General features: G+C 43.2%; 24 protein-coding genes. 5 read left to right on the top strand and 19 right to left on the bottom strand.

The genetic code is table 11. From position 1 onward, the window contains the following. Positions 1-124: 124 nt before the first annotated feature. The 3 genes from ACTHPG_RS10775 to ACTHPG_RS10765 all read right to left on the bottom strand — a co-directional run bounded on the left by ACTHPG_RS10775 (position 125) and on the right by ACTHPG_RS10765 (position 5,234). Positions 125-1,666 (bottom strand): response regulator transcription factor, encoded by a 1,542-nt coding sequence (locus tag ACTHPG_RS10775; protein ID WP_440389241.1) that lies wholly within the window; start codon positions 1,664-1,666, stop codon positions 125-127. A 3-nt stretch (positions 1,667-1,669) separates the two neighbouring features. Further along, entirely contained in the window at positions 1,670-3,508 is a 1,839-nt protein-coding gene (locus tag ACTHPG_RS10770; protein WP_440389239.1) for a sensor histidine kinase, read from the bottom strand. Between the two features lie 73 nt (positions 3,509-3,581). Continuing rightward, on the bottom strand, positions 3,582-5,234 hold the full coding sequence (locus tag ACTHPG_RS10765; protein WP_440389237.1) for an extracellular solute-binding protein: 1,653 nt from the start codon (positions 5,232-5,234) through the stop codon (positions 3,582-3,584). 189 nt (positions 5,235-5,423) lie between these two features. Between ACTHPG_RS10765 and ACTHPG_RS10760 the strand changes: the two genes are divergently transcribed. Then, positions 5,424-5,681 (top strand): GlsB/YeaQ/YmgE family stress response membrane protein, encoded by a 258-nt coding sequence (locus ACTHPG_RS10760; protein ID WP_440389235.1) that lies wholly within the window; start codon positions 5,424-5,426, stop codon positions 5,679-5,681. 258 nt (positions 5,682-5,939) lie between these two features. Here ACTHPG_RS10760 and ACTHPG_RS10755 read toward each other — a convergent pair whose 3' ends face one another. The 10 genes from ACTHPG_RS10755 to ACTHPG_RS10710 form a co-directional block, all read right to left on the bottom strand. Beyond that, on the bottom strand, positions 5,940-6,212 hold the full coding sequence (locus tag ACTHPG_RS10755; protein ID WP_440389234.1) for a hypothetical protein: 273 nt from the start codon (positions 6,210-6,212) through the stop codon (positions 5,940-5,942). Positions 6,213-6,410: 198 nt separating this feature from the next. After that, the gene (locus ACTHPG_RS10750; protein ID WP_440389233.1) at positions 6,411-7,385 is read right to left on the bottom strand and encodes a phosphotransferase enzyme family protein; all 975 of its coding nucleotides are present in this window, start codon (positions 7,383-7,385) and stop codon (positions 6,411-6,413) included. A 190-nt stretch (positions 7,386-7,575) separates the two neighbouring features. Beyond that, the gene (locus tag ACTHPG_RS10745) at positions 7,576-8,370 is read right to left on the bottom strand and encodes an SDR family oxidoreductase (RefSeq protein ID WP_440389231.1); all 795 of its coding nucleotides are present in this window, start codon (positions 8,368-8,370) and stop codon (positions 7,576-7,578) included. Positions 8,371-8,895: 525 nt separating this feature from the next. Beyond that, positions 8,896-9,264 (bottom strand): hypothetical protein, encoded by a 369-nt coding sequence (locus ACTHPG_RS10740; RefSeq protein ID WP_421890035.1) that lies wholly within the window; start codon positions 9,262-9,264, stop codon positions 8,896-8,898. A 1-nt stretch (position 9,265) separates the two neighbouring features. Further along, positions 9,266-9,613, bottom strand: a complete 348-nt coding sequence (locus ACTHPG_RS10735; protein ID WP_440389229.1) for a YolD-like family protein — start codon at positions 9,611-9,613, stop codon at positions 9,266-9,268. Then, the gene (locus ACTHPG_RS10730; RefSeq protein ID WP_440390220.1) at positions 9,610-10,827 is read right to left on the bottom strand and encodes a DNA polymerase IV; all 1,218 of its coding nucleotides are present in this window, start codon (positions 10,825-10,827) and stop codon (positions 9,610-9,612) included. Before ACTHPG_RS10730 ends, ACTHPG_RS10735 begins: the two co-directional genes overlap by 4 nt. A 410-nt stretch (positions 10,828-11,237) precedes the next feature. Then, positions 11,238-12,026, bottom strand: a complete 789-nt coding sequence (locus ACTHPG_RS10725; RefSeq protein WP_440389227.1) for a glucose 1-dehydrogenase — start codon at positions 12,024-12,026, stop codon at positions 11,238-11,240. A 465-nt stretch (positions 12,027-12,491) separates the two neighbouring features. Continuing rightward, on the bottom strand, positions 12,492-13,196 hold the full coding sequence (locus ACTHPG_RS10720) for a hypothetical protein (protein WP_440389225.1): 705 nt from the start codon (positions 13,194-13,196) through the stop codon (positions 12,492-12,494). Positions 13,197-13,321: 125 nt separating this feature from the next. Then, positions 13,322-14,674, bottom strand: a complete 1,353-nt coding sequence (locus ACTHPG_RS10715; protein WP_440389223.1) for a sensor histidine kinase — start codon at positions 14,672-14,674, stop codon at positions 13,322-13,324. 71 nt (positions 14,675-14,745) lie between these two features. After that, the gene (locus tag ACTHPG_RS10710; RefSeq protein WP_440389221.1) at positions 14,746-15,453 is read right to left on the bottom strand and encodes a response regulator transcription factor; all 708 of its coding nucleotides are present in this window, start codon (positions 15,451-15,453) and stop codon (positions 14,746-14,748) included. A 154-nt stretch (positions 15,454-15,607) separates the two neighbouring features. Here ACTHPG_RS10710 and ACTHPG_RS10705 point away from each other — a divergent pair, with 154 nt between their 5' ends. Continuing rightward, positions 15,608-15,865: a GlsB/YeaQ/YmgE family stress response membrane protein gene (locus ACTHPG_RS10705; protein ID WP_440389219.1), complete on the top strand. Its 258-nt coding sequence runs from the start codon at positions 15,608-15,610 to the stop codon at positions 15,863-15,865. A gap of 135 nt (positions 15,866-16,000) precedes the next feature. Here ACTHPG_RS10705 and ACTHPG_RS10700 read toward each other — a convergent pair whose 3' ends face one another. After that, complete coding sequence (locus ACTHPG_RS10700; protein ID WP_440389217.1) at positions 16,001-17,248, bottom strand: CynX/NimT family MFS transporter; 1,248 nt, start codon at positions 17,246-17,248, stop codon at positions 16,001-16,003. A 174-nt stretch (positions 17,249-17,422) separates the two neighbouring features. After that, on the bottom strand, positions 17,423-17,983 hold the full coding sequence (locus tag ACTHPG_RS10695; RefSeq protein ID WP_440389216.1) for a helix-turn-helix domain-containing protein: 561 nt from the start codon (positions 17,981-17,983) through the stop codon (positions 17,423-17,425). 107 nt (positions 17,984-18,090) lie between these two features. Between ACTHPG_RS10695 and ACTHPG_RS10690 the strand changes: the two genes are divergently transcribed. Beyond that, a complete protein-coding gene (locus ACTHPG_RS10690) occupies positions 18,091-19,041 on the top strand; it encodes an NAD(P)-dependent oxidoreductase (protein ID WP_440389214.1) in 951 nt (316 codons plus the stop codon). Positions 19,042-19,167: 126 nt separating this feature from the next. Here ACTHPG_RS10690 and ACTHPG_RS10685 read toward each other — a convergent pair whose 3' ends face one another. The 4 genes from ACTHPG_RS10685 to ACTHPG_RS10670 form a co-directional block, all read right to left on the bottom strand. After that, positions 19,168-19,593, bottom strand: coding sequence for a MarR family winged helix-turn-helix transcriptional regulator (locus ACTHPG_RS10685; RefSeq protein ID WP_091020165.1), 426 nt, complete (start codon positions 19,591-19,593; stop codon positions 19,168-19,170). Positions 19,594-19,691: 98 nt separating this feature from the next. Next, positions 19,692-20,042: a DoxX family protein gene (locus tag ACTHPG_RS10680; protein WP_440390219.1), complete on the bottom strand. Its 351-nt coding sequence runs from the start codon at positions 20,040-20,042 to the stop codon at positions 19,692-19,694. 180 nt (positions 20,043-20,222) lie between these two features. After that, entirely contained in the window at positions 20,223-22,157 is a 1,935-nt protein-coding gene (locus ACTHPG_RS10675) for a fructose-1,6-bisphosphatase (protein ID WP_440389212.1), read from the bottom strand. Positions 22,158-22,290: 133 nt separating this feature from the next. Further along, positions 22,291-23,211 (bottom strand): LysR family transcriptional regulator, encoded by a 921-nt coding sequence (locus ACTHPG_RS10670; RefSeq protein WP_440389211.1) that lies wholly within the window; start codon positions 23,209-23,211, stop codon positions 22,291-22,293. A gap of 144 nt (positions 23,212-23,355) precedes the next feature. On the opposite strand from ACTHPG_RS10670, the gene ACTHPG_RS10665 reads away from it, so the two are divergent. Together ACTHPG_RS10665 and ACTHPG_RS10660 are read left to right on the top strand one after the other, a co-directional pair. Next, positions 23,356-24,381, top strand: a complete 1,026-nt coding sequence (locus ACTHPG_RS10665; protein ID WP_440389209.1) for an alpha/beta fold hydrolase — start codon at positions 23,356-23,358, stop codon at positions 24,379-24,381. A gap of 187 nt (positions 24,382-24,568) precedes the next feature. Continuing rightward, positions 24,569-26,125 carry a glycine betaine uptake BCCT transporter gene (locus ACTHPG_RS10660; protein WP_440389207.1) on the top strand — a complete coding sequence of 519 codons (1,557 nt, stop codon included), beginning with the start codon at positions 24,569-24,571 and terminating at the stop codon, positions 26,123-26,125. Positions 26,126-26,177 lie beyond the last annotated feature (52 nt).

The raw sequence follows: 26,177 nt of genomic DNA, 5'->3' as shown, positions 1-26,177 counted from the left end.
TTCTCCCAATCCATGCGCATTAAGGTAATCGCTTACATGAGGGATATCTTTATTCTATCGAATAGGTTAATTTGCTGAAAAGGTACAATTGTTTTTGTCGTATCCCATTTTTTTGGCTTTTGATTCAATCTGCCTTTTGCCGCATCATCTGTCGGTACTCTGTGGGTTGGATCTGCATCACAAGTCGGAACGCGCGTGTAAAGCTTTTGTAGCTTTCATAGCCGACCATAGCCGCCACCTCAACAATTTTGTGATCGGTTTCGGCCAGAAGCCGCCGGGCTTTATCCAGACGCACATCTCGCAGGTATTCAGCAAAGCCTTTACCAATATTCTTCTTAAACAGATTTGAAAAATAAGCATAATTAAGCGATACATGATTGGATACCATCGCGAGGTCCAGCGGTTTGTGGTAACTCTCGTGAATATAACGAATGGCTTCATTGAGATCCTGCGAATGGCGATAGCTGCATTTATAGTCATAATAGAACTGATTCAGTCGAAGCAGCTGCTGTTGCAGTGCCTGTATATAATCACGCATCCCTGGATAATCAAAGAGATTACGCAATGATTCAAGATCCAGCTCTTCCTCCCCCATATAAGGGCGGATAACTCGTTCGTATTCCTCCATCATCTGAACGGTGGCGGCGCAGAGCTGTTGGGTATAGCGAATAGGATAGCGTTGCAGCACCTTTTTGTGAAATAGTGCAGAAATACCCTGAGTCATGATTCCACTGTTATCTGTTCCAACCGACTGGAACAGTTCATACAAGTCTTCATAGGGAAGTTGCCACTGCTGCTCCATGTGCTCAATATGCGCTGGGAAGATACTGGACTGATCAGGAAACAGGTAACTGTTGCGATAGAGCTCAAGCACTTGGGTATAGCTGTTGGGTAGTTCTTTTAACCCCTGAATCGGGTTGGTCATGGCCGTTATGGCATCGATCTTTCCTTCCTTGAGCGCTGCAGGCAGAACACTTGCATCTATGGACGCATCCACCGCAAGAATCAGGTATGGGCGATGTTGCAGGCAAATACAACCTTGTCTGCCAAACACATGATAAGCAATGGCTTCCATGCTATGGGCGCTGCTGGCTCCAGGCTTGTTCATGCAAACGTCTTCCCGCAGCAGGGCCAGGCGATAATTACGCCATAACGCATCATGTTGTTCTTCAACCTGAACAATCCATGCGTCATCACTTAACGCCCCTTGCATAAACATTCTTAATTCTTTACGATCGGTCTCTTGAGCGAGACGGGATACATGCTGCATATTTTGCGTAAGTGCCTGCCGGACCTGGATTTCTTTCCATACATGCTCCAGGGAATTTTGCAGATCCTCTCGCTTCACAGGTTTTAGCAAGTAGCCCTTTGCCCCAAACCCGATCGCTTGTTGGGCATATGTAAAATCACTATAACCGCTGATAATAAGGTATTCCACATCCATGGATTCCTCTTTGGTTTGAGCCATGAGTGCCAACCCATCCATATCCGGCATCCTGATATCGGTAATAACGATGTGAATGCAATGCTGTCGTAATAGGCACAGGGCCTCAATCCCGCTGGCGGCACAATATATTTTGTTCAGCTCCAGAGGGAATTGATGCAGCATGTTCTGCAGGCCGTCACGAATGTGTTTTTGATCGTCCACAATCAGGATATTAATCATGCTCTACCACCCTCCAAGATTTTCATTTTCCCAAGGCAGACGTATCGTTACGCAGGTATATGCACCTTGCACACTATCAATCCAAAGACCGCAATTCTTGCCATAATGAAGCTGTAACCGCTTATTCACGTTTTCCAAACCAAGTCCGCTCCTGCTCGTAACCATCGGCGTATCCGATTCGCTCCGCAATACGGTTTGAAGACGGTGTAACACCTCAGGCTCTAACCCCTCTCCGTCATCTCTTATGTTAATGAAAAGCAGGCTGTCATTCTCCACAGAAAAGGTGATCTCCACCGATAGCCTGCCGCCTGAAGGTACCCCGTGATGAATTGCATTCTCAACGATGGGCTGCATACACATCTTGGGAATGGCGTAGCGAAGTATCTCCTGAGGAAGATCCGCCGTCATAGCAATACTGCCGCCTTCCATAAAGTTGATAAATTCAATATAACTTCGGATATTGGCAAGCTCCTCTTGTAAAGCAACGGTATCACTGCGCCACTGCATGCTGTAGCGTAGCTGGGAGCCGAGCGACACCAATGATTTGGCTATGGCAGGCTGCCTCTGTACCTCTGCAACCATTCGAATCGATTCCAGCGCGTTATATAAAAAATGGGAGTTGATCTGCGAATGCAGGGAGTGCAACTGAGCGTTTTTGGCAATTAACTGCTTATCCACGACCTGTGTCATTAGACGTTTGACCTCTTGTAACATATCATTGTAATTCACCGCCACCTCATCGATTTCATCTCCTCTTTCGTTCTCATCCAGGCCTGTATCAATCATTGCATCCAGCTCGCCTTTCCCTACCTGACGCATGGATACCAGTACGCTGTCCAACCGCCGGAAAATACGTCGCGTCGTTTGGGATACGAGTAGCATAATCAGCAGCAATACACATAATGTAATCGTTACCACAAATGCATACCAGCTGCGCGGCCCTTTCATCAATGCCTGATGAGAAGCAATATCGACCACATATGTGTTCAACGGAGCGATGTATCGATACAATGCATAGTAGCTCTGATCTCCTACCTTAACCTGAAGTGGGTTTTCCTGTAGCGATACATCCAGTTGGTGATAAATACCGCCGAGGATCTCCTCCAGTTCCTGCCCATACTTCTCCGAAAACTCATGCTGGGGATTGTAAACATATTGGGGAGAATCGCTTGCGTTCATCAACACGGAGAAGAAGTCCCCCTTGTTCTCCTGTAGTAAGTCGCTGAAAAACATGCTGTGGGGGACGCGCACTTCCATAATACTAGGGCGTTTTTGTTCCTGCCCTTGAAGGCGGACCAGACGGTAGTAGGATAATGTGTGTTCACCATCTCTAAAAGAAAATAAGCGGTAAGCCGTACCGCCTTCGTCCCGAAGCTTTATCCAATAATCCTGCGGCGAAAATTTCTTGTAATGATAGATTTCAGGCCAGATTTCATACAGGTTTGGGTTATCGACGTAAAAGCTAAGCTCACTGATCATCGCATTGCTTTGAATGATATTAAGCATTTGTTCATACTGGTTTTGCTTAAACTTTACCAGACGCAGTCCATCCACAATCATATTGGAATGAATAAAATCGACAAATGACTTTTGAGTGAGTGCTGTGTTGGAAGCGTTCTCAATCATATCCATTCTTCTGCGTAATTGTTCATTCAGCCATGAAACGTGACTGTTGCCCGTTGCCATAATGTCCTTATATAACTGGTTTTCTTGCATGCGGATATACACAAAGGATATCAAAATAACAGGTATGGCAATCATCAGGCTAAATGCCAGGAACAGCTTCTGGGATATACGGGCATTGCGGTAAAGCTTCCTCAATCTCGTCAGCAGGTATTTCATTCGGATGTATTCACCACCTTTGTTATACCCTATATTACTAGTTAGCTGATTGGTACCCTATATTAGGGAATGGTTATCTGGCTATCTTGGCTTTCCGCAGTTCCAGTTCAGCCTGGCGATATTCCATCACCTGGTTAAAGCCGTAGTTCACACGACGTATCAGAAAATTCTCGAAAATTTTGTCAAAGGCTGCTTCATCTTTCGCTGTAATCAGTTCTGGCAGCACCTCTTCCCAATTCTGGGAGATACGTGACCAGGCTAACGCTATATCGGACTCCCCTACAGGATCAAGTCCCTTGTAGATACCGCTGTCCACATCGGCCTGCTGGTTGGCGAACGCCTCCATTTGCTTAATGGATGGGGTATGCTCTGGTCTCCACTGGTTAACGAAAGCAGGGTTTCGCAGCATCCAGTAGGTATCTATAATGCCATAATCCGTTTCCAGCCGCTCCCGATCCGTGTCATACAACTGGACCATTGCCGACGTTAACTGCGGTTTACCGTTCTCCATCGCCCAGGTTTCACCTTCTTTGCCCAAAAATAAATCCCGTTGGCCTTCTTCGCTGGCCAGATAGGTCAAAAATCGGATGGCTCGTTCAGGGTTTTTCGTGGATCTGCTAATCATCGTAACCATCCAGCCGTCCATGCTGCCGGGGAACAGTTTGGCGGATTCTCCCTTGCTGTTCCGGGGTCCATCTACAGCAATATAGGTTGAACTCTGATTCGTGAGGACTTCCAATTTCGCATTGAGGTCCGATATGTCTGTCCATTCCCGAATCATCATAAAATATTGGGCATGGTTGGTTTTTTCCTGCACCTGTGCACTGGAGTCGACCAGAAAATCAACATTAATCAGGCCCTGCTCGTAAGCGGTACGAAATGTTTTCATCCACTGAATATAATCGGGATCTGTCATTCGGTCGTATACCTTACCGTTCTGTTCGTGGGGGATGGCAAGCAAATTTTGCAAATATTCGGTCATGCCATAGGATGCATTACCCTGTGCCCAAAATGGACTGATCAGCTGGCCTTTATAAACCGAATATTGATTCTTCAGCAATTGCAGTGCATCTAGAAAACCTTTCGGTGTGCTAAGGTCCGGTTTACCCATCGATTCATAAAGATCTTTACGCACGAGAAAGGTTTGGTTTGCTCCCGTCAAGCCGGTTGAACGCATTTGTTCGGGACTGTATGCATCATTGGGAATGACGTAGGTGTGGCCATCTTCCTGCCGATACCATTGTAGAGCACCATCACCTGCTACCTTGAAAAAGTAAGGATCATACTGGTTGGCTAACTCATCCAGGGCATAGATGAGATTACTCTCCCGGAGTTTGTTAACTGCACTCTCCCAGGAGCCGATGGTTATCAAATCCGGCAGACTACCAGTCGTCAACATCCGTGATAACCTCTCGCTTGGTTCACCAGTGGCTACTTCAAATTCGATATTAACCCCTGTTTTTTCGGTGACATATTTGGAATTCAGGCTCTCACCCCATGTGTGCCCGAACCATTTGGCCCCAACGAACCAGGTTAGATTCACGGGGGTGGTATTCAGCTTCCATGACGGTACTTCCATATTCAGATTAAGGCCCTGTATCTGCTCCGTGAAGTTAGCCTTTGTCGAAGCGTGCCCATCTTCCGCTTGCTCTGACTCAGAACAAGCAGTCAAACCTGACATCAGGCACATCATCAACACAGCTACAATAGAAAGTCTTCGAAACATGAACACCTAAGTGCCTCCTTTCTATACTGGTCATCCTTATCCCATCTTCACCAGCATTTATATGAGTAGTGGTACAACCGATTTTACTATCCTTGGATTAAAATGGAAATGGTTTCATGATAGATCATCCGCAACATTCCCCCTAACGAAACATAACTTGTAATAAATCAACCGAAGGGAGACCAATTTGTGTATTTAATCTGGATACTTATTGTCGGTGGGATAATTGGCTGGTTAAGCGGAAATCTGATTGGACGGGACGTGCCGGGAGGCGTACTCGGAAATATCATTGCTGGTTTTGTTGGATCATGGTTAGGGTATGAACTGTTGGGACCGAGGGGGCCGGTAGTGGGTGGATTTCATATCATACCCGCGATCGTCGGGTCCGTGATTGCTCTCTTGATTTTCTATGCTCTGGCGCGCGCTGGAGCGTTCCGAAGACGTTAATAGGCGGAGACGTAAATCTGTTGTATAGTGGATAATCCTGATCAGAGATGCTGCGACATCAGCGACTTTCATCAAAAAGGCCCGAACCGATAATCTTAGAATGATTAACGATTCGGGCCAGTGTTTTTGTCCATACTAGTTCGTTTCTCTCAACAATATTTTGTTATCGCTGGCAGTTAAATGGATGGTGCATGGTGATGGCTAAAATCACTTGGAGATTATTACTCTCAGCTGCAGTATTACTCTATTAAGCGTCAACTATCTCCATCCTATTATTTCCCTTACATATTCAGAGCACTCTTGGACCAAGTCATGTAACTTATTCACGTCTACACATCGTTTTTCCATTAGTGGATTATCCCAATCATAATCTTTAATTATAACCACAGCAAACTCCTTCTTATACCAGCCAACATCAATAATAATATTCCTTCCTTCATTGTATCTAACTTGAAAAATATCTTCTTGATCCAAGAATTCCGTTCCATTGTAAGCAATAATTCCTGGTGAGAAATCTATGTCATCAAACATTAATTATGCTCCCCTCATGTTTGCTAGCGTATAGAATTCAAGCGCAGAAGTCGTGTTCATGATTACGGCCTCTTCTTTGGATTTCAGTTGTTCGATTAATGAAGAAATCATCCGGATCGGTCTGAGTAAATTAGTCGTGAGGGCAGCCGATTAATTTGGTCGGCTGCTTCTTAGTTTCGTTAAACTATAATTTCGCCGTCAGTTCAATAAAAAATTTTCTCCTTTAAGATACTTTCTAAAATAGTTCTGAATAACTGATGGGAAATTTTCCGATAAGGATGGTTGTTCATTTGAATTTAGAGAATGGAATGCAAAAGTCCTGATTATTGACCAAATAAAGAATGCTTCTAATAATTCGAAATAATTCTCTTGTAGTTGATTTACTTCGCTATACGATGAAATAAATACTTTCCTATTCTCAGATGATAGGTGCATAAATGTTTCAGCCATATCAAATAAATAAAAGCCATAGCCACAATTTGAAAAATCTAAAGGTCGAGGAATATCCTCATAAAAAACATAGTTACTCTCATGAAGGTCAGAATGAATAATTCCCCAATTACTTGGCAAACGTTTATGACTTTGTATCACATTCGCTATTTTGTGGGCTGACTCTTCCACATAAACAAACACTTCACTTGAGATAAGCTTCAAATTTACTAACTGTTTTAATTGATTAAGTGATGAATATAAATGATCAGAATTGTATATTGGTCTATTAAAGCCTTCAGGTGGATTCCACTGCATAGAATGTTTATGTAGAGCCGCCATTAAGAGAGCCAAATTTTCAGTTTCATTACTTGTTGGCTCTCTATTAAGCACACTTCCATGAATCCAATGATGAATAGTCACCATGACTGTATTTTCGCTAAGATCAGTTGATATTTCTGTTACCAGATCACCTTGAAAATTTCTGACAGGGGCAGGTACGACGAGATTTGTATCTTTAACCAAAGCTTCAAGCCAAATAAGCTCTGATGCAACATTCCCTTTTGAGTGAATGGAAATCGTTGAGATATGGATTTTGATAAGATACTTTTGATTATCATCGTAGGTCTGAACTTGAAATGTAACATTATCACTCTTTCCGAGATACACAAGTTTTTCCCAAATGATTGGGTATTGATGTAAAGCTTCTTTCGCTACCTTCGCGTAATCTTCCTCAGAAAGCATAGTATCCACTCCAGTTAATGTGATTTTTACTTCACAATTTTACCAAGCAGACTTTATTTTCTGGTGATAAAAGTTGATTATAACTAAACTTTACTGCTTAGTAATCAAATAAGGCCGCCGATCCTGTTAATCAGCGGCCTTATTCGGTTTTATGGAACTATTGTTTCCCGTGCGTTAACGAACTGCCTTCCTAATTAAACCCACCTCGGGAATGTATGATTTGACCGGTGATCCATTGGGAATCATCACTTGCCAGAAAAGCAATTAAACGGGATACATCTTCAGGAAGACCGATCCTGCCCATCGGAAATCCCGGTAGCAAGGCTTTTTTCACTTCTTCTGACATCCAACCCGTATCAGTAGGACCGGGATCAACCGCATTCACAGTAATGTGAAAAGGAGCTAGTTCAGCAGATAGACATTCGGTAAAGGTGGAGACGGCGCCTTTCGTTGCGGCATAAGCAAGATTGCCAGGCATCGGCCCCTTGCCCTGACCCGACGTAAGGTTGATGATCCTGCCACCGCAAAGGACCTGACGGCCTGCCAGTTCAACCTCCAGCATACGCGCAAATTCGGCCGATAGCATGAACGTACCTCGAATGTTCATGGCGCAGTGCGCATCGATCAGTGATGCATTCAATTGACGGAAATCAGCTGATACGCTGTACGTAGCGTTGTTGACGAGAATGGTCGGCAGCCCGACAGCCGACCGGCACGCATCAAGCACTCGCGCTGGAGAAGTGGGATCGGTAAGATCGACCTCCATATGCGCTGCCTTAATGCCATAGGATCGAAGTTCTTCAGCGAAGAGATCCGGCCAGTTCTTGTCGGCATCTCCCGGATTCTCTATCTTATCGTAATCGTACAGATGGGTATAGAACACATTAGCGCCTTCATGTGCCAACGTGCGGCAGACGGCAGTTCCGATCCCTCCAGGGCGGCTTGTGCCTGTCACGATAGCGGTTTTTCCATGTAGTTTGGTCATTTTATTTCCTCCGTTTAATAAGGGAGGGAGAAATCCATTTTTATTGAAGATGGAATTATCCTAGGTATAACAAAAACGGATACATCAAGTATCCGCGCCCGGGTTTGATCAAACGGTTTCTCGCGTCCCTTGAATGATTGCAGATCGGCATCACAAACGAGGCGTGTGGTAATAACCAAAACACCAAGTCGAGCGATCCAGTTTAGATAATCATTACAAGGAAGTCCACATTGTCCGGCGAGTCCCCTTTCCTACATCTCCAGTTCAAATATTACGAGTTGGACCCAATTACTGTCAAGATAAATACAGGTTAGGTGCCAAATATCGCAATTCTTATTGAACTAACCTGATTTCTCTCATTTTATATGGCTCGATATGCCAATCCATAAAAATCTGAGACAAAAAAAACCGACCCTTTGAACTACAAAGGTCGGTTTACCCAAATCGGGAGAAGAAAACAATGGTTATAGATGTATTATATCCACCCTATGCTTTTATATACCGTATCCCGCTCTGATTACATGTTCATGTTGTCATATCGGTGATATCAACATTCATATGTTCAGTCAGCATTAAAGTTACATCCACTTTCACTTTGCTCCACAATAGTGTCATTTTATGAAGATAACCTCTTACAGAATAATCTACCGTTAAACTCAGCTGGGATCTCTTTTCATCTATAATTTTGATATGATGCTGCTTTAAACTTTGTTTTAATTTGTACATCTCTACAGCAATTTTCTTTTGGGTACCGTCCAAATAGTCAATATACACCGATTTCATCTTAAAGTTCGAAGCGTATATTTTATGCTTATCTACTTCCAGCGCACCTAAAAGATAAGGGAGCTCTACCACTCTCTTCACGAGTAAAAGTTCCTCAGAAGTCTGTCTCACTTTACAAACCTCCCTCTTCAAGTTTTACAGCGACCAATTGATCAAAATCGACCCATTCAAATCCATTTTCCATTTCAATCTTGATTTTCTTTCCAAAGGTACTGACGGAAGTGACGATCCCATGTATATACCGATTGCCGGACTCATGAAATACTTCAATGGTGGCTTGCAGCGTATAATTGAGCGACATTTCTATATGTTGAGCAATAATCTCCCACTCATCTTCATGGAGTATAGGTTTCGTTTGATAGTGAATGTGAGTACGATGCTGTATAATTCGTTCTTTATGTTGTGGAAGCATCATGCGGCTCGATTCCCATAATCCATTGGCCTCAAGTTTTTTGCTCATTTGTAATGCCCCCCAATTTTAGATGCTCGATCGATTGCTTGACCCGCAGCCGTAATGGAGCTCGCTCGCAGAATGGCAATGTCGCCAAATCGATCCTTAATGTCGTCCATCACCTGATCAATGGCTCGTTTCTGCTCTTGATCATCGAAGAAAGATAGTTGATATGTATCCGCGTCGGATAATTGAGACAGGGATACGCCTACACGGCGCACCGGTTGCCCATCCCAGTGTTGATGGAATATGCGTTTGGCGATCTTGCACACATCAACGGTTATGTTTGTAGGATCAGACAGTTTAACCTGCCTGTGAAAACCAGTTGGGTGATCAAAATCTGCTCCTGATACACTCACAGATATGACACTACCCATCAGCCCTTTTTTACGGGCTCTTCTGCACACTTCTGTACAGATATCGAGGATAACTACTTCGATCTCCCATGCTTCTGAGAAATCTCTAGGCAGGGTCATTCCGTTTCCGATATCCTTTTGTGTACTGTGCGTGTTGACCGTTACCGGCGAATTATCGAGTCCATTGGCGACTCTCCAGATGACTTCTCCATTAACGCCCCACTTGCTTCTTAATTTGGTAAGAGGCGTATTCGCCAGGTCTTTAATGGTTCGGATGCCCATCTTCCATAGATGTTTTTCCATTCTTGAGCCAATTCCCCACATATCGCGGATCGGCTTATCTCCAATGTGAAGATGTAACTCCTCTTTCTTTAAGTGAAAAATGCCACCCACCGCTTTTTTAGCAATCATATCGCAGCATAATTTACTGATAATTTTGTTTTCACCAATGCCTGCTCTGGCGTAGACCCCTGTTTCATTATAGATTTTGTCTTGAATTTGTTTGGCCAGATCGATTGGATCATTACCAAATAGATGCATAGACCCTGTAACATCAGCAAATAATTCGTCTATACTGTACGGCTCGACCAGATCGGTGAATTCCTCAATAATGGACATGATTTGGGTGGAAACTTCGATGTATTCTTGCATGTGAGGTTTTACAATGATCAATTCAGGGCATTTCTGAAGAGACTGCCAGAGTGGTTCCGCGGTAGATACACCTTTAGCTTTGGCCAATGGACAAGCGGCAAGGATAATGCCAGAACGTCTTGCTGGATCGCCTGCAACGGCGAGTGGTCTATTTTTGTATTGGGGCATTTTTGCCTTTTCGACTGAAGCATAAAAGCTCTGCATATCAATGAGCATGATGGTTCGCTGCTTAGTCCACACTGAAATCACTCCTGTACATTTGAGAACGTATGTTTGTATATATTATAAACCGAACACACGTTCTTTATGCAAGAGGTAAATATTTATATTAGGCATACGACCATCAAATTCGGAGCATTCAATTTGTACCAACCCCATTTTGCTATAGAATTGTGCAGTTCCAGGATTCTGTTCGTTGGCATCCACCTTTAGGTGGTGACCTGTGTAACCCCTTTTGTCAACGGCTCTATTTTTCGAAAGCTGGCAATCGGTGCATCAGAATGTGAAGAACCGTCGATCATTGTCTTTCAACGAAAAAAAGAGCGAGCCATCTCTGGATGACTTGCTCTTTTTCTTCATTTTAGGAGTCCTTATCATTACATTGCCTAAAAAGAGTTTTCAAGTGATTAGTATTGGTTCGATTGTCCACCATCAATAGGAATGACAGCACCATTAATAAATTCGGATTCGCCGGATAGCAGGAAGGAAACAAGACGACCTACTTCTTCTGGTTTACCAAAACGTCTCTTAGGGTTTACGCTAACAAATTCTTTGCCGGCTTCTTCCCATCCTTCTTCGCCACCAATTTGTTTAAGGGAACCCACGACCATCGCAGTCATAATCGCCCCTGGAGCGATCGCGTTGATGCTCAGGTTATATTGTCCGTACTCGATTGCTGCATTTTTTGTCATACCCGATACCGCGTGTTTACTTGCGACATATGCCGCCTGATTCAGAACTCCGCGAATTCCGCCAACCGATGCGACATTGACAATCGAACCGGATTGTTGTTCTTTCATCACTGGAAGAACGTATTTCATGCCATAAAAGACACCTTTGAGGTTAATGTCAATGACTTTGTCAAACACTTTACTGTCATATTCAGCTGTAGGAGCCTGTGTACCCTCGATCCCCGCATTGTTGTAGAAAGCATCGATGCGGTCGAACTTTTGGACCGTATCATCTACATATTTTTGAACAGCTTGCTCATCTGATACATCAGCAGTAAGGAGAAGAACTTCTGTCTCAGGTGCAACTTCCAGAATCAATTTTTTGGTCTCTTCAAGTGCAGGTTGATTAAGGTCAACGAGAGACAGCTTGGCACCATCTTTTGCGATTTCAAGTGCTGCTGCTTGTCCCAGACCTGAGCCTGCTCCAGTAATCAAAACAACTTTCGACTCAAAACGTTTACTCATGATCAATACTCCTTTATTAATGAATTAACGAACCCTTGCATAACCTTATATTCACCCAAGTAAGCAAAAGTAAACATTTGTTATCGATGATATTGGAACTGTCGATCCCATTTGAATTTACCGCAGGTATCAGAACAATCAAAGTATCCGCTGCAGCTGCTTCTTGTCCGATTACTTTTCCCATCGTATGGGCAATTTCATGATTCCACTATGAGGCAATCCCGCTTCCGGATGGTATCCTTTTTGGAAAAATAATATGTATTCATGGAATGTTATCTAATGCTGCAAAATCATCGATTGTTGCTCATGTTTTACTTCTTCATTTGCCCAAGCAGCGCTTCATTTAAAAGTCCTAAAACGAAGTTAACCCTCAATACTCCTTTTCAGGATATGCATGAGGGTTAACTTTTAATTTTTATTCAGGTATGAAAGGTGAATCGTATGAATGGCTTACCAACATTGATATTAGTCCAGAAGGCTGTAGATCTGAATGCTCTCCACCTTGGCATCCTTGATATGAAACGACATCACATCCACATAATTGGATGGCTCGTAACGGAAGTCATCCTCCTCATCTGGAGCTCCATCACCAAGGAGTTTCCCCTCTGGGTAGGCATTTTTGAGTGTGTCCAGACTGTCTCCTGCTTTAATGTTTCGGACTGTCGCGTACTTGGGATCTGTGATTTCAATATGAAAGATGGAGTCTTGTTTCCCCTCCGGTATACTGATTGTTTTAATCTCCAGACCAGGATAGGTGTACACTTTTTCTGTAAAACCGATTAACGTATCCATGTTGGTTCCATCGTCGGCACTGTACGTGTGAGATTTCAGGTTATCGGGTTTGCCCAGCATCTGTTCCATCTGTTCTTCATTCGCTGTATCCGAAATTGCGATGGTGTGCTCATTATAGACAAAAGCAAGCTCCTTCAGCACCACATTGTTTTCCTTCTCCATCGAACCTTCCTTAATCGCTTCAGTACCCTTTTCTTCCGAATTTTCGGAAGCAGGCGCAGTAGAATTGGTTGCTCCTTCGCCTTTGCTTTGTTCATTTGCCGTGTTCTGTCCGGTTGCTGGAGATGGAGCATCACTGGACTGACAGCCCGTTAATGCCCCCGTTAGTAAAGCACCTAGTACGATAAATCCTGCAGCTTTCTTTGTTAATTTCATCATGATCCCTCCATAAATGTGTGATTTGTTCTTATGAAGTGATTATAAATAAAACATTTGTTAGTCTTATAACAGAAATGTACCAATCTTGTAACGTTATTTGTTTAGGCTTGGGTTTGGATACAGGTCTACGCACGAGGCAAAACAATCGTAACGGTTGTTCCTTCCCCGATTTGACTTTCCATATCGATATATCCATTAAACCGCTCTACAATCTCCTTGCAGATGGAAAGCCCAAGACCTGATCCGTTCGCTGTGCTTGCATTTTTCGCCCGGTAAAAGCGTTCCTGCACTCGCTCCAGCTCATCGCCCGCGATGCCAATCCCTTGATCACGTACCCGTATAACCACCTCACTCGGTGTATGTTCCATCTCTATTTTAATCTGGGAGTGATTGCCTGAGTATTTGATGGCATTGTCCACAAGGTTGGCGATGGCATGGGACATCAACATTGGATTGACGTCGGCGTAGACTCTTGTCAGACCTCCATCTACCGATCCTTCCTCCGCTGTACTAACTTTGATCTCGATCTCTTTATCCTTGGCCTTCGCTTCCATATTCATTGCAACTTGCTGGATCAGTTCGTTCATTTCCGTTTTCTCTGCTTCCAGTTCGTTAGATCCGGCCTTGTCGAATCGGGAGAGCAATAACAGTTCATTAATCAAGCGCGTCAGCCGATCCGATTCCTGCAGAAGATGAGCATAGATTTTTTGCAGCTCCTTGTTCTCGTTCTCCCCTTCATATAAGTATTGAGAGAAACCACGTATGGCTGCCAAGGGTGTTTTTAACTCGTGAGATACGTTGGAGACAAATTGTTTCTGGTACTGAATGTAATCATGAAGCTGCCGCCCCATGGAATCCAGCCCTTCTGCCAGCATGCCCAGCTCATCCTTCCGGTTCAGCTGAACTCTCCGAAACTCCTGTCTAGAGAAGCTTTGCACAGCCCCGAGCAGAACTTTAATCGGTTTGGTTGTGTTTCGGGCAATCCACAGACTGGCTAACGTAATCAGCACAATGAAGCCGCCTGCACCTGCAAACAGGATATAACGGATTTGATCCATAATTGCATAAAAGTAAGAAATATCGTCCACGAACTCATACACATAAGCATTTTCGTAAAATTGATTCTGAATGGGAGTCGCAAAATAAAGCTGATGATCTTCCGTTACTGTGTAGGCATAACTGCCGCTAAGAGCTTTCTCAATATTTTTGTCAAAAATAAGCGGTTTGCCATCATTAATGATGATGCCATCCACAGCCAAGCCCAGCAATTGCTTGGAGCTGTTATAGATACGTACTTCCTTGCCTGAAGCTTTTAGCTTCTCCAGAGCAAGTCTGACGATTTCCTCCGTCTCAGGCTCTCCTGACGATGACCTATGCTGTGCCAGCACCTCACGAAAGGACAGCTCGGACAGATCCGCCTTCTCCATCATTTGTTTCTCAATCGTAACGAAGCTATAGTAATCAATGGCTTTGTTCACCGCAAAAATGATGATGCCAAAAGAAAGCACGGAGAAAAATAAATAATTCAGCAGGAGCCGAGTTGCATACTTCAGGCCTCGCCACCTCCAAGCTGATAGCCAAATCCATAGATCGTCCTGATGTATTTCGGTTCGTCCGCGTTATCCTCCAGCTTCTTCCGTAAACGCATGATGGTCATATCCACACTGCGACTGTCTCCCATGAAGTCGTATCCCCAACCGATCTGTAGCAGCTCATCCCGGGTAAAGATTTTGTCTGGCCTTTTGAGTAACGTTTCCAGAATTTTAAACTCTTTGGCCGTTAAAGAGACGGGTTCACCATTTTTCAGCACTCTCCGGCTCTCCAGATCAAATGTCAGCTCTTCATGAATGATGCGTGTAGATTTCACTTCTGTTCCTTCGCTGGACTCCTCCTTGCTCTCGTTTCTTCTGAGAATCACCTTGATTCGAGCGAGCAATTCCCGATTGTCAAAGGGTTTGGTCATATAATCTTCCGCCCCCAGTTCTAGTCCGAGTACCTTGTCGATCACCTCATTTTTGGCAGAGAGCATGATCACAGGAATGGCACGTTTCCCGGTGATTTCCTTGCACAGATCATATCCGGAGCAGTCAGGTAGCATCAGATCAAGTACCACCAGGTCCGGTTGAAAAGAGTCAAGCAGCTGCAGGCCCGTTTTGCCGTCTTCTGCGGTCTGCACATCGTAGTTTTCTCGCCGTAGCACCAGCTCAATTAAATCTCGAATTGCGATTTCATCATCAATAACTAGGATTTTATTCAATGTACACCCCTAACTAGCCTTGTTCTCCAGCTTCAATTATATATAACCCAATCTTAGCACAGACACTTTAGATTCCTCCACCAACAGCAAGATGAGGTATAATCCAACGAACCCAACATAACTTGTAATAAACCCGAAGAAAGGAGAACAATCCATGGATCTGCTCTGGGTACTCATTGTTGGTGGACTTATTGGTTGGTTAAGCGGCAACTTGATTGGACGGGACGTACCGGGCGGTGTACTTGGGAACGTTATTGCGGGTTTTATCGGTTCCTGGTTAGGAACGGAATTGCTGGGACCCAGAGGGCCGGTAATTGGCGGATTTCATATTATTCCAGCCATCATTGGCTCGATTATTGCCCTGCTCATCTTCTTCGCTCTGGCACGCGGCGGAGCCTTCCGAAGACGTTAACAAAGAGAGGCGGAAATTGATACCGTCATTCATTGATAAAAGGACCGAAAGCATTCATCGATGGAAGATGAACACTTACGGTCCTATTTTTATTTTTAATGTACTGTATCCGTGTTAATTCCCGCAGATTCTAATTTAGATTTGGTTTGTTGCAGCTGTTCCAATATCGCTTTCTCCATTCCGTTCACTTACAACACGATTTTTGGCTGCCCCTATACCGACTATAAAGAGTAAGACCGATGCGCCAAGCAGAATGAAAAGTGGCAGGTTCCAACTATTTGTCGCGTCATGCAGATATCCGATAAGGGCAGGACCGATGGCGGCAAGTAGATATCCGATCGATTGAGCCATGCCTGACAGCTCCGCTGCTTGGTGCGCATTTTCGGTACGTAAACCGAAAAACATCATAGCCAAACTAAAGGCGAAACCTCCACCAATTCCGAGTATGATGATCCACAACAGAATGACATTGGAGCTCCCGTAAAGAAGTCCAAGCGTGCCCGTCATTAGCAAAATGGTTGTGATGACTACTAATAAACGTTGGCTAGACATGCGCCCAGCAATAACGGGGACGATAAAGGTAAATGGAAGCATAGCTAATTGCATAATCGAGAGGTACCATCCAGATTGGTTGGACTCAATTCCTTGCTGCTTTAAAATTTCAGGCAACCATGCGATCAATACGTAGAAAACCATGGACTGTATACCCATAAACATGGTTACCTGCCAGGCAAGCGGGGATCGCCATACATTCACATTGTTGCTGGCCACTTGTTGACTCGTCGTAGCTGTTTGTTTGGTTCGATTTCTTAATTGAGGTAACCAACAGAGGATCGATACAAAGCTTAGTATCCCCCATATTCCCATTGCTCCCTGCCATTTGAGCCCTGCGTTCATGGCTAATGGTACACTGACTCCCGATGCTATAGCTCCACACAAATTCATTGAAATGGAATAAATCCCTGTCATGGAGCCAATTTTATTTGGGAAATCCCGTTTGATTATGCTCGGCAATAATACATTACATATGGCAATGGCGAATCCAAGAACTGCTGTTCCAATAAATAGATGAACTGCGCCAGATAAAGATCGTATAACAATACCAACAGTAAGAAAGATGAGGGCAATCAAAATGATACGCTCAACCCCATACCTTCTTCCCAATTTGGGTACCAGAGGCGATAATAAAGCAAAGGCAAGCAAGGGTACCGTTGTGATCAGGCCTGCTAATGTATTTGAAATATGAACGTCTTCCCTTATAAGGCTCACTAGAGGACCAACTGAGGTTAAGGGAGTACGTAAATTGGCTGCGATAACAATAATGCCGAGAATGATAAACCCTATAGAAGATGGTATGGCTTTTTTATTTTGTTTGTTCGGCATTCTTCGATTCTCCTTTCTGAAATAACATCCGCGCGGACAAGGAAAGTATATTATAATATATTTTTAATTACAATAAATATTTTATGTTATACTAAAAATGCAGGGGAATAAAAATACAACTCCAAAATCCCATCATGGAATTCGAAGTTGTATGATAAGCAGCATTTTTGATTTTTAGAAACCATACTTTAAGGAGATATGGAGCACTGTTTCGCTATTCGTATGATTGGTATACGAGTGAGGACAATCTGCACGAAAACTGATCGTGTCATATTGATTCAATGTGTACATCTCTTCGTTCACTTGAATTTCAATGGAACCCGTCATTACTGTCGCAATTTCAGTGGTATTCACATGATGACCTTCAGGGTGATATGAGCTATGGGGCTGCAAGTAAGCCCGACACATTTCAATACCGTTGCTTTTAAAGACGGGTTCAATGATCCAATTTTTTTGGTCATTGGAAAATCGTAGTCCTTCACCTGCTCGATACACAGTAACAGGGTCTTCTGTTTGGAACAAAGCCAATAGCGGTAAAGATATGCCTTTAGAAATTTTCCATATCATCGCCAAAGTTGGATTTGTTTCGCCACGTTCGATATTGCCCAGAGTAAGTTTGCTTACGCCCGTTAATTCCGCTAAGTCGTCTAAGCTCATTTGGTTTTCTTTTCTGTACTTTTTCAGGGCACTGCCCATTTGTAATACCATTTGTTTTGAATCATTGACGTCATCCATTTCATATTCACCTCAACAATAAATAAACTGTTATAGCTAGTATATTGATAATCTAGAATCTTTTCCATACGATTAGCATGGGATAAATTATGAAAGGTGGTATAGATATGAAAATTCTCATCGTTGGTTATTTTAACGAAACTGCAAAATCAAATATTACAGCGTATTTTCCGCAAGACTGGAATGTTGTCATTGTCCTGCCCGGACAAGAAATGCTGCATCATATTAAAGATTGTCAGGTACTCATTCCTGAACATATTAAAGTGGATCACAGCCTGCTCGCTAACGCCAAAAAATTAAAATTGGTACAGACGGGGGCCGGGTTTGATAATGTCGATATCCCTGCCTGTACACAGCTCGGTATTTGGGTGGCCAATGCTGCGGGAGTGAATGCACAGGCAGTGGCCGAGCATGTAATGGCACTGATATTGTCTTATTATAAAAACATACCTTTTCTCGATAACTTCATGAAAAACAAGATGGATGAGAATCAGTTGGACTATACAGGGAGTGAGTTAAAGGGGAAAACGATTGGGATTATCGGTTTGGGCTCAATTGGACAAAAAGTGGCTGCGTTTTGCAGGGTTTTTGATATAAATGTGCAGGCCTATGCACGAAAAGCTGTTGTACAATCTGACGACTGGGTGAAAATGACCGATTTCGATACGCTTATAAGCACATCGGACATCGTCAGTGTACATATTCCCTTGAATCAGCAAACCAAGCAGCTCATCAACAAAGCGGTATTCAAGAAAATGAAGAATACCACTCTTTTTATCAATACAGCCCGCGGTGGAATTGTTAACGAAAGAGACTTGATTGATGCATTGAAAAACGGGGATATTTCAGGCGCATGCCTGGATGTGTTTGAATCTGAACCACTTCCTATGGATAGTGAGCTTAGGAATCTGAGTAATGTGATACTTACTCCCCATACAGCAGGAATGCCTGATGGTCGGAAATTTCATAAAATAAGATATGATTTCTTTATAAAGAATATAAAACGTGTAGGAAATGGTGAAGAGCCTGAAAGCAAACTCAATCAGATATTCACCTAACATTCGCCTGTTCATTTTCACTGTACCTGCTTTGCAAATTGCAGAAAAGCGGAATCGCTTAAAGCCCCCAAAAATATATGCTATAGCATGTTTTTAGGGGCTTTAAATTCTATCATTTCAATTCGGTTAATCCTCTTGCACATTCATGTACAGTTTTTCTAAGATTACTTTTAACTGCTTAAGTTCCTCTGGCTCTAACCCTCGTGTAACGTAATTATGAGCGTCCTTGACCGTTAACAACAACTGTTGCTTAACTTCTTCTCCTTTAGGAGACAAATATAAATGATGTGAACGCTTATCTTGATCATTAATCATACGTCGAACCATTTCTTTACGTTCTAACGAATGTATCATCCTCACGACAGTTGTTTGATCCCGATCGATTGCCTCCGCCAGCTCTTTTTGAGTCGTAGCTTTATCAATGTCCATATAAAAAATAATACTCCATTGTTCAGGCGTGACCTTATAAGGTTTCAATTGTTTGATAAAATAATTTGTAAGCTTGAGATCAGTACGGTGAATTAAAAAACCAGTCACATCGTATAAGTCCATTGTTGTACCCTCATTCATCATGTTCTTACACCAATTATAGGTGATCTGAACGATTGTTACAAACTACTTTATATCGCTACCCTTCTTAAATAAGTCGTTTAAAAGAAATGATACATCGACACAATCATGCCAAGAATAAACAAAACGAGTGCAGGAATGGCCTTTTGTATGGGGTCTTTGGCTAAAACAATCAAGGTAAACGCCCCAGCAAGCATCGTTCCACCTAGAAGCAGACCCGCCAAAAGTGCAAAAACAGGTATCCATATGCCAACGATCATACCAATGGCTCCCACAATCTCAAATGAACCGGTCAGAACATTAAAGAAAGAGGGCAATCCAAATCGTTTGAATTCGTCTGCCATTTTACCCGAAATAATTTTGCTTCCTGTGAATAGGAAAAAGAGACCTAAAAGAATCTGTAAAACGGTAATAAAAATGAACATAGCTATCCTTCTTTCATTAAGTTGTGCATATAGAATTAGTATATGCTATAGCATGTATTTTGTGTGATATTATTAAATTTGTCAACCTTTAAAAGAAGTATCACATGTCGGTTAGAAAATTAATCACTTTCAAGTACATGCTATAACATATGCTTGAAAGTGATTTTAAAGATCTATCCGCAATTCCTATTGAATGGGGTTACGATACTCCAGAAGGTCCTTCAAATTTGAGATTTTCTGCAGCAGCTTCTCCCCCACATTGGTTTCCTTCACCAGTTTACGTTCCAGTTCTTTATCCACCAGTCTTTTTACAGACAATACGTCCGTTCCGTTGCATAACACATCTTCTTTTGAATTAAATTTTTGGTGGGCGACGAGCTGCATGCCAAAAGAGTTGTACAGCAAGGTATATCCCGCAATGCCTGTGGTGGATTGATAGGCTTTGGAAAAACCGCCGTCAATCACGATCATTTTTCCGTTTGCTTTCACAGGGCTCTCTCCACTAATTTCTTTGACTGGCGTGTGCCCGTTAATGACATGTCCATGATACGGATTCAAATCAAACTCCTGCAAGATTCTTCGACAGATCTCTTCGTTTTCACGTAAATGGTAGTAAGGATTTTTTTTCTCCTTATGTGCTTCTTTATCTAGAATAAAATAACGTTCAAAAGTGGTCATCTCTCTCTTGCCAAAGAGTGAGGAACATTCCCCTGTCCAGATGTACCATACCATATCCGTCGCCAAATCTTCTGTTTCTTCCGGATGCGCAAAGGCATAACGTAAATAATCTTCAAAAACATCAAGCAATTGACGGCCCGCATATGTCTTGTCTTCAATCTGCATTTCTTCCATATTTCCTTCTTCATCCAAAGGAATACAGCCGTGAATTAACAAATTCCCGTTGTATTTTAAATAAAGGCTCCCCTTTTTCATGAGGAAATTCATATGTCTGGCCAGCTTTTCGGAATGCTGAACGGAGAACAGCAGTTTCTCCATCACCTGGCGTTCTTCCTCTAGCAATTCTTCAGGCTTCTGCGGATTTACGGTGGTAAAACAGGTGTTTTCCAGCTGGTACGTTTTTCCGCAAATGTTGATTTCATTTTTGTCGTAATCAATCTGCTCCAGCAAAAGTCTTTCAGACATATTAAAGTATGGGCGTCTCTTGATAATCGGACTTTCAAGTTTAAACTGGATCATGGCAATGGCTTGGTGAATTTTGGTGATCTGCAGAATTTCCTGCTCAGATACATTATGTCCGGCCTGTAGTTTAGGTCTGAAGGGCAGATTGTCTTCATAGTATTTTTCCGCCAAGTTAAGCAGCGGGCGCAGATTGATTCCGTATACATCTTCAATGATGTCCAGATTGTCGTATCTGGCGCAGATCCGGATAATATTCGCAAGGCAGACCAGAGAACCCGCGTAGGCACCGATCCAGAGGACATCATGGTTCCCCCACTGAATGTCTACAGAATGGTAGTTGATTAGCGTATCCATAATTTTATCGGGGTCCGGTCCCCGGTCATAGATATCTCCAACCACATGAAGATGGTCAACCACCAGGCGCTGGGTCGTATAAGCAAGGCCAATAATGAGCTTGTCGGCTTGGCCCAGGGAAATAATCTGCCGATATATTTCCTCATAGTAAGGATCCTTATTGTTGGTTGAATCCGTCTTGTATAGAAGCTCCTCTACAATATATACATACTGCTCCGGCAAAGCTTTACGCAATTTCGAGCGCGTATACTTGGAAGAGGCGTAAGCAATAAGCTTAAGCATGTGTTCAATTGTTTCTCTGTACCACTGGTTCAAAGCCTGTTTGTTGCTCAGTTCGCCTATAACCAGCTGTATTTTTTCTTCCGGATAATAAACCAACGCTGCAAAATCATTGATTTCCTGATCTGTCCATACCTCCCGGAATAATTCCTTGATTTTTTCTTTGACGGTACCCGAACCGTTTCGTAGTACATGCTGAAAAGCCTGAAACTCCCCATGCAAATCACTGACAAAATGCTCGGTTCCCTTTGGGAGATTGGAGATCGCCTCAAGGTTGATGATTTCTGTGATGATTTTTTCTTCCGTATCATATTTCTGGGCCAATAAATCTAGAAATTGCTCATCCAAAACAGATGTCCCCCTTCAAATAAGTTATGTGGTTTTGATTTTATAGTAAGTTTCCAAGGGACTTTTACTTACATGGTGATTATCAACATTGTCCTCCCTAATCATACTCCAGTTCATCATGTATGAACAAATTTCATCGAACGCCTTTGATCTCTTTATTCTCGTTCTCTACACGAAAAACATCCCTTGCTGCCTCTATGAAAGATAACATGATGGGTGAAAGCCACTTGTCTTTATGCCACAACATCTGTGTATACACCTGCAAATTCGGAATTTCCCACGGAAGGACAACAAGTTCTCCTCGTTCAATTTCAGCCTCCACGACGATCTCAGGCAGAAAGGCAATGCCGATTCCAGAAATTGCACATTTTTTAATGGCTTCCGCACTTTGGAACTCCAAATACGTAATGCTATCAATGCCCTCTTTCTCAAATGATCGGTCAAACATCGTTCGATACGGACAACCCTTTTCATTAGTCAGGAACACTTCTTCATGAAAATCTTCCAACTGCAGCAAAGGTCGTTTTGCGAGCGGATGATCTGGAGCAGCTAATAAACGGAAATGTTCTTCCAGCATCGTTTCCACGGCAAGTCCGCTTGAGCGGATGGGTTCGTCCAACATATAGACGATATCCGTGGTTCCCTCAAAAAGTGTTTGCTTGAGCTCTTGATTTGGAACTGAGCGAAAGATCAGACGAACGCCAGGATGTTGTGCACGAAACCGTTGAAAGACAGGTGGAAGCCGATACGAGCAAATAACCTCATTGGCACTTATCGTTATGGTGCCACTTAGTTTTTCATTGTCATGGACAACACTACGTGCTTCATCCAATTTTTCAAGCACCTCTTGGGCATGCGTTAAAAATCGTTTGCCCGCTGTTGTAAGAGCGAGTTGTTTGCCTAACCGATCAAAAAGGCGAACGCCTAGTTCATCTTCCAGAGCTTTAATTTGCATCGTAACATTGGAAGGAACGTAGCTAAGCACTTCTGCTGCTCGCGTGAAATTTAATGTTGTTGCAACCGTGCAAAACGTATTCAGTTGGCGAAATTCCATCGGGTGCTCTCCCTTCATCTTTCAATTTTATTGAATGCTACCTTGAATTACATTCACTTTTGTTGAGAGTACCATGGCTCTATACTAAGCACAAGAGATCACAGTGAACATGTGGTTTTTCATTTTGAAGGGAGCGACTAGACGATGGATTATGAAATTTTTAATTTGGGTGATGTCATTTTACAATCAGGAGTGACGTTACCAAACGCTTTTCTTGCTTATAAAACTTATGGGAAATTAAACGAACAGAAAGATAATGTTATCGTTTATCCAACGGCTTTTGGGGATCATCATGTGCAAAATGAATGGTTAATCGGAAGCGGGATGGCGTTAGATCCAGAGAAATATTTTATTATCGTTCCTAATTTGCTGGGCAATGGACTATCCTCATCTCCCAGTAACACACCCCACCCATTCGACCGGGCTCACTTTCCCCAGGTAACCATCTATGACAACGTTAGATTACAGCACCAATTGTTGACCGAGAAATTCGGTATTCAAAAAATTGCTCTCGTCGTAGGATGGTCTATGGGTGGCATTCAGGCATTTCAATGGGGGGCAAGTTATCCAGAGATGGTCGAACGAATTGCACCTTTCGGGGCAATCGCTAAACCTTGGCCTCACACATATGTAGTTCTGGAAGGTGTGAAATCTTCCCTGCTGTCTGCAGTCCGCTTCGACTCAAGTAAACTCAACCAATTGACTTCTGCAGATATGCGCGCCGTTGGCCGGGTCTATGCGGGATGGGGTCTATCACATGCGTTTTATAGAGAGGAAGTCTATCGTGAGATGGGATTCGAATCATTGGAGAATTTTGTAGCCGGTGTCTGGGAAGAGAGCTTTATGAATATGGCACCGCATAATGTTCTGTCCATGTTATGGACAGGCCAGTATGCAGATATTAGTGCCAACTCCTCCTATAACGGAGATTTCGTTAAGGCGCTTAAGAGCATAACAGCTCTTGCCAGCATCATGCCGGGAAGCACGGATCTTTTCTGCACAGCGGACGACAATAAATATGAAGCGGAACATATCCCTAATGCTACCTTTAACCCAATACCATCGATCTGGGGTCATTTTGCCGGTCGTGGAATCAACATTACCGATAATCAGTTTATTGATGACCATCTGAAGCAATTGTTAACACTTAGCGCAAAAGAGTACGCGTAGAATCGTCCAACAAAACTTTCTCAGTATTTCGCGATTGTATTCTGGATTAAATAAAACCAACCGACGGGTGTTTCAATACTCGGCGGTTGGTTTTATTTAATCAACAGCGGCTTTCCGAAATATTACAAGTTACACGAGTACATACTAAGGAAAAGTTGGATGAAGCTTACATAACGGAGGTCTCTTCATGGTATTTACAATCACAATTATCATCGTAGCACTGTTTGCAATTTGGGGTGCTTTCGCTCCCGATCAACTGGCGGATGTGGCAAGTGTTGCCTACAACTTCTCTATTCAGAATTTTGGCTGGTTTTATTTGCTGGCTACCTTGTTCTTCCTGATCTTTGCCTTTTATCTGGCGTTCAGCCGATTTGGTAATATCAGGCTCGGGGACGATGATGATGAACCCGAGTATTCTACAGTTTCCTGGCTGTCCATGCTGTTTAGTGCTGGTATGGGTATTGGACTGGTTTTCTGGGGAGTCGCTGAGCCGTTGTCCCATTATTTATCTGCGCCGGAGGGAGCAGAACCAGGAACTACTCAGGCAGCAAGACTTTCAATGCGTTATTCTTTTTTCCACTGGGGATTGCATCCTTGGGCGATCTATACCGTCATCGGCTTAGCGCTTGCTTACTTCCAGTTCAGGAAAGGCTACAAAGGATTGATTAGTTCCACCTTTATACCTTTAATCGGTGAGCGGCTTGCTGCAGGCTGGCTTGGGAAGGCCATTGATATTCTGGCGGTGATCTCCACCATTTTCGGTGTTGCGACCTCACTTGGATTGGGTGCACTTCAGATTGGTGGCGGGTTGAATCACTTATTCGGTATCCCAAACTCGACGATAGTCCAAGTTATCATTATCACAGTTGTGACCGTACTATTTTTAATCTCGGCAACTTCCGGTCTGGATAGAGGGATTAAAATTCTAAGTAACACCAACCTTGTTATCGCTGTGCTATTAATGCTGTTTGTATTGGTGACTGGACCGACTACGTTTATATTTGACACATTTACAACAACCTTGGGCAGTTACATGCAAAACATCATTAATATGAGTTTGAGATTGACACCATTTTCAAAAGAAACCTGGATTGGGGCATGGACATTATTTTACTGGGCATGGTGGATCGCGTGGGCTCCCTTTGTCGGTACTTTTATCGCCAGGGTATCCAAAGGAAGAACCATTAAGGAATTTGTAATTTACGTCTTGCTTATTCCAAGCCTTTTCGGATTTATCTGGTTCTCCGTCTTTGGCGGTACAGGAATTTATATGGAATTGTTCAATGGCACCCATCTGGCGGAGGCTGTCCAGGCAGATACGACAACCGCCCTATTCCTTATGCTGGAGCAGTTGCCTTTGGGCACGATCGTAGCATCCATCGCCACACTTCTCATCATGATCTTCTTTATTACGTCAGCTGATTCGGCTACCTTTGTACTGGGCATGTTGACTTCAGACGGCACTCTGAACCCGAGTGCAAGAGTGAAATTGACCTGGGGAATTATGCAGTCTGCCATCGCTGTCGTCCTGTTGATCAGCGGGGGGTTGAATGGACTTCAAACGGCATCTATTGTAGCCGCACTACCGTTCGCGGTTGTTCTTATTGGTATGTGTGTCTCCCTACTCAAGGCTTTGCAGGCTGAAGACAGAGAACGACGTCAGAAGGAAAAACGACAACGTAAAAAGCTGAAACGACTGTTGGAGGAACAAGAAACCTCGCAGAATGAAATTCCCATAAGTTAATGTATACTTGACCTCTATAATAAAGGGCACCTGTCTTCAGACGGGTGCCTTT

The sequence above is a fragment of the Paenibacillus sp. SAF-068 genome, assembly GCF_051967555.1.
GTDB lineage: Bacteria > Bacillota > Bacilli > Paenibacillales > Paenibacillaceae > Paenibacillus.
Note: the sequence above shows the minus strand (reverse complement) of the source record. Positions and strands in the feature narration are given on the sequence as shown.

Coding starts and splice junctions, on each gene's coding strand:
- ACTHPG_RS10775 (WP_440389241.1), bottom strand. CDS start 1,666: ATGATTAATATCCTGATTGTGGACGATCAAAAACACATTCGTGACGGC.
- ACTHPG_RS10770 (WP_440389239.1), bottom strand. CDS start 3,508: ATGAAATACCTGCTGACGAGATTGAGGAAGCTTTACCGCAATGCCCGT.
- ACTHPG_RS10765 (WP_440389237.1), bottom strand. CDS start 5,234: ATGTTTCGAAGACTTTCTATTGTAGCTGTGTTGATGATGTGCCTGATG.
- ACTHPG_RS10755 (WP_440389234.1), bottom strand. CDS start 6,212: ATGTTTGATGACATAGATTTCTCACCAGGAATTATTGCTTACAATGGA.
- ACTHPG_RS10750 (WP_440389233.1), bottom strand. CDS start 7,385: ATGCTTTCTGAGGAAGATTACGCGAAGGTAGCGAAAGAAGCTTTACAT.
- ACTHPG_RS10745 (WP_440389231.1), bottom strand. CDS start 8,370: ATGACCAAACTACATGGAAAAACCGCTATCGTGACAGGCACAAGCCGC.
- ACTHPG_RS10735 (WP_440389229.1), bottom strand. CDS start 9,613: ATGAGCAAAAAACTTGAGGCCAATGGATTATGGGAATCGAGCCGCATG.
- ACTHPG_RS10730 (WP_440390220.1), bottom strand. CDS start 10,827: ATGCTCATTGATATGCAGAGCTTTTATGCTTCAGTCGAAAAGGCAAAA.
- ACTHPG_RS10725 (WP_440389227.1), bottom strand. CDS start 12,026: ATGAGTAAACGTTTTGAGTCGAAAGTTGTTTTGATTACTGGAGCAGGC.
- ACTHPG_RS10720 (WP_440389225.1), bottom strand. CDS start 13,196: ATGATGAAATTAACAAAGAAAGCTGCAGGATTTATCGTACTAGGTGCT.
- ACTHPG_RS10705 (WP_440389219.1), top strand. CDS start 15,608: ATGGATCTGCTCTGGGTACTCATTGTTGGTGGACTTATTGGTTGGTTA.
- ACTHPG_RS10700 (WP_440389217.1), bottom strand. CDS start 17,248: ATGCCGAACAAACAAAATAAAAAAGCCATACCATCTTCTATAGGGTTT.
- ACTHPG_RS10695 (WP_440389216.1), bottom strand. CDS start 17,983: ATGGATGACGTCAATGATTCAAAACAAATGGTATTACAAATGGGCAGT.
- ACTHPG_RS10690 (WP_440389214.1), top strand. CDS start 18,091: ATGAAAATTCTCATCGTTGGTTATTTTAACGAAACTGCAAAATCAAAT.
- ACTHPG_RS10685 (WP_091020165.1), bottom strand. CDS start 19,593: ATGGACTTATACGATGTGACTGGTTTTTTAATTCACCGTACTGATCTC.
- ACTHPG_RS10670 (WP_440389211.1), bottom strand. CDS start 23,211: ATGGAATTTCGCCAACTGAATACGTTTTGCACGGTTGCAACAACATTA.
- ACTHPG_RS10665 (WP_440389209.1), top strand. CDS start 23,356: ATGGATTATGAAATTTTTAATTTGGGTGATGTCATTTTACAATCAGGA.
- ACTHPG_RS10660 (WP_440389207.1), top strand. CDS start 24,569: ATGGTATTTACAATCACAATTATCATCGTAGCACTGTTTGCAATTTGG.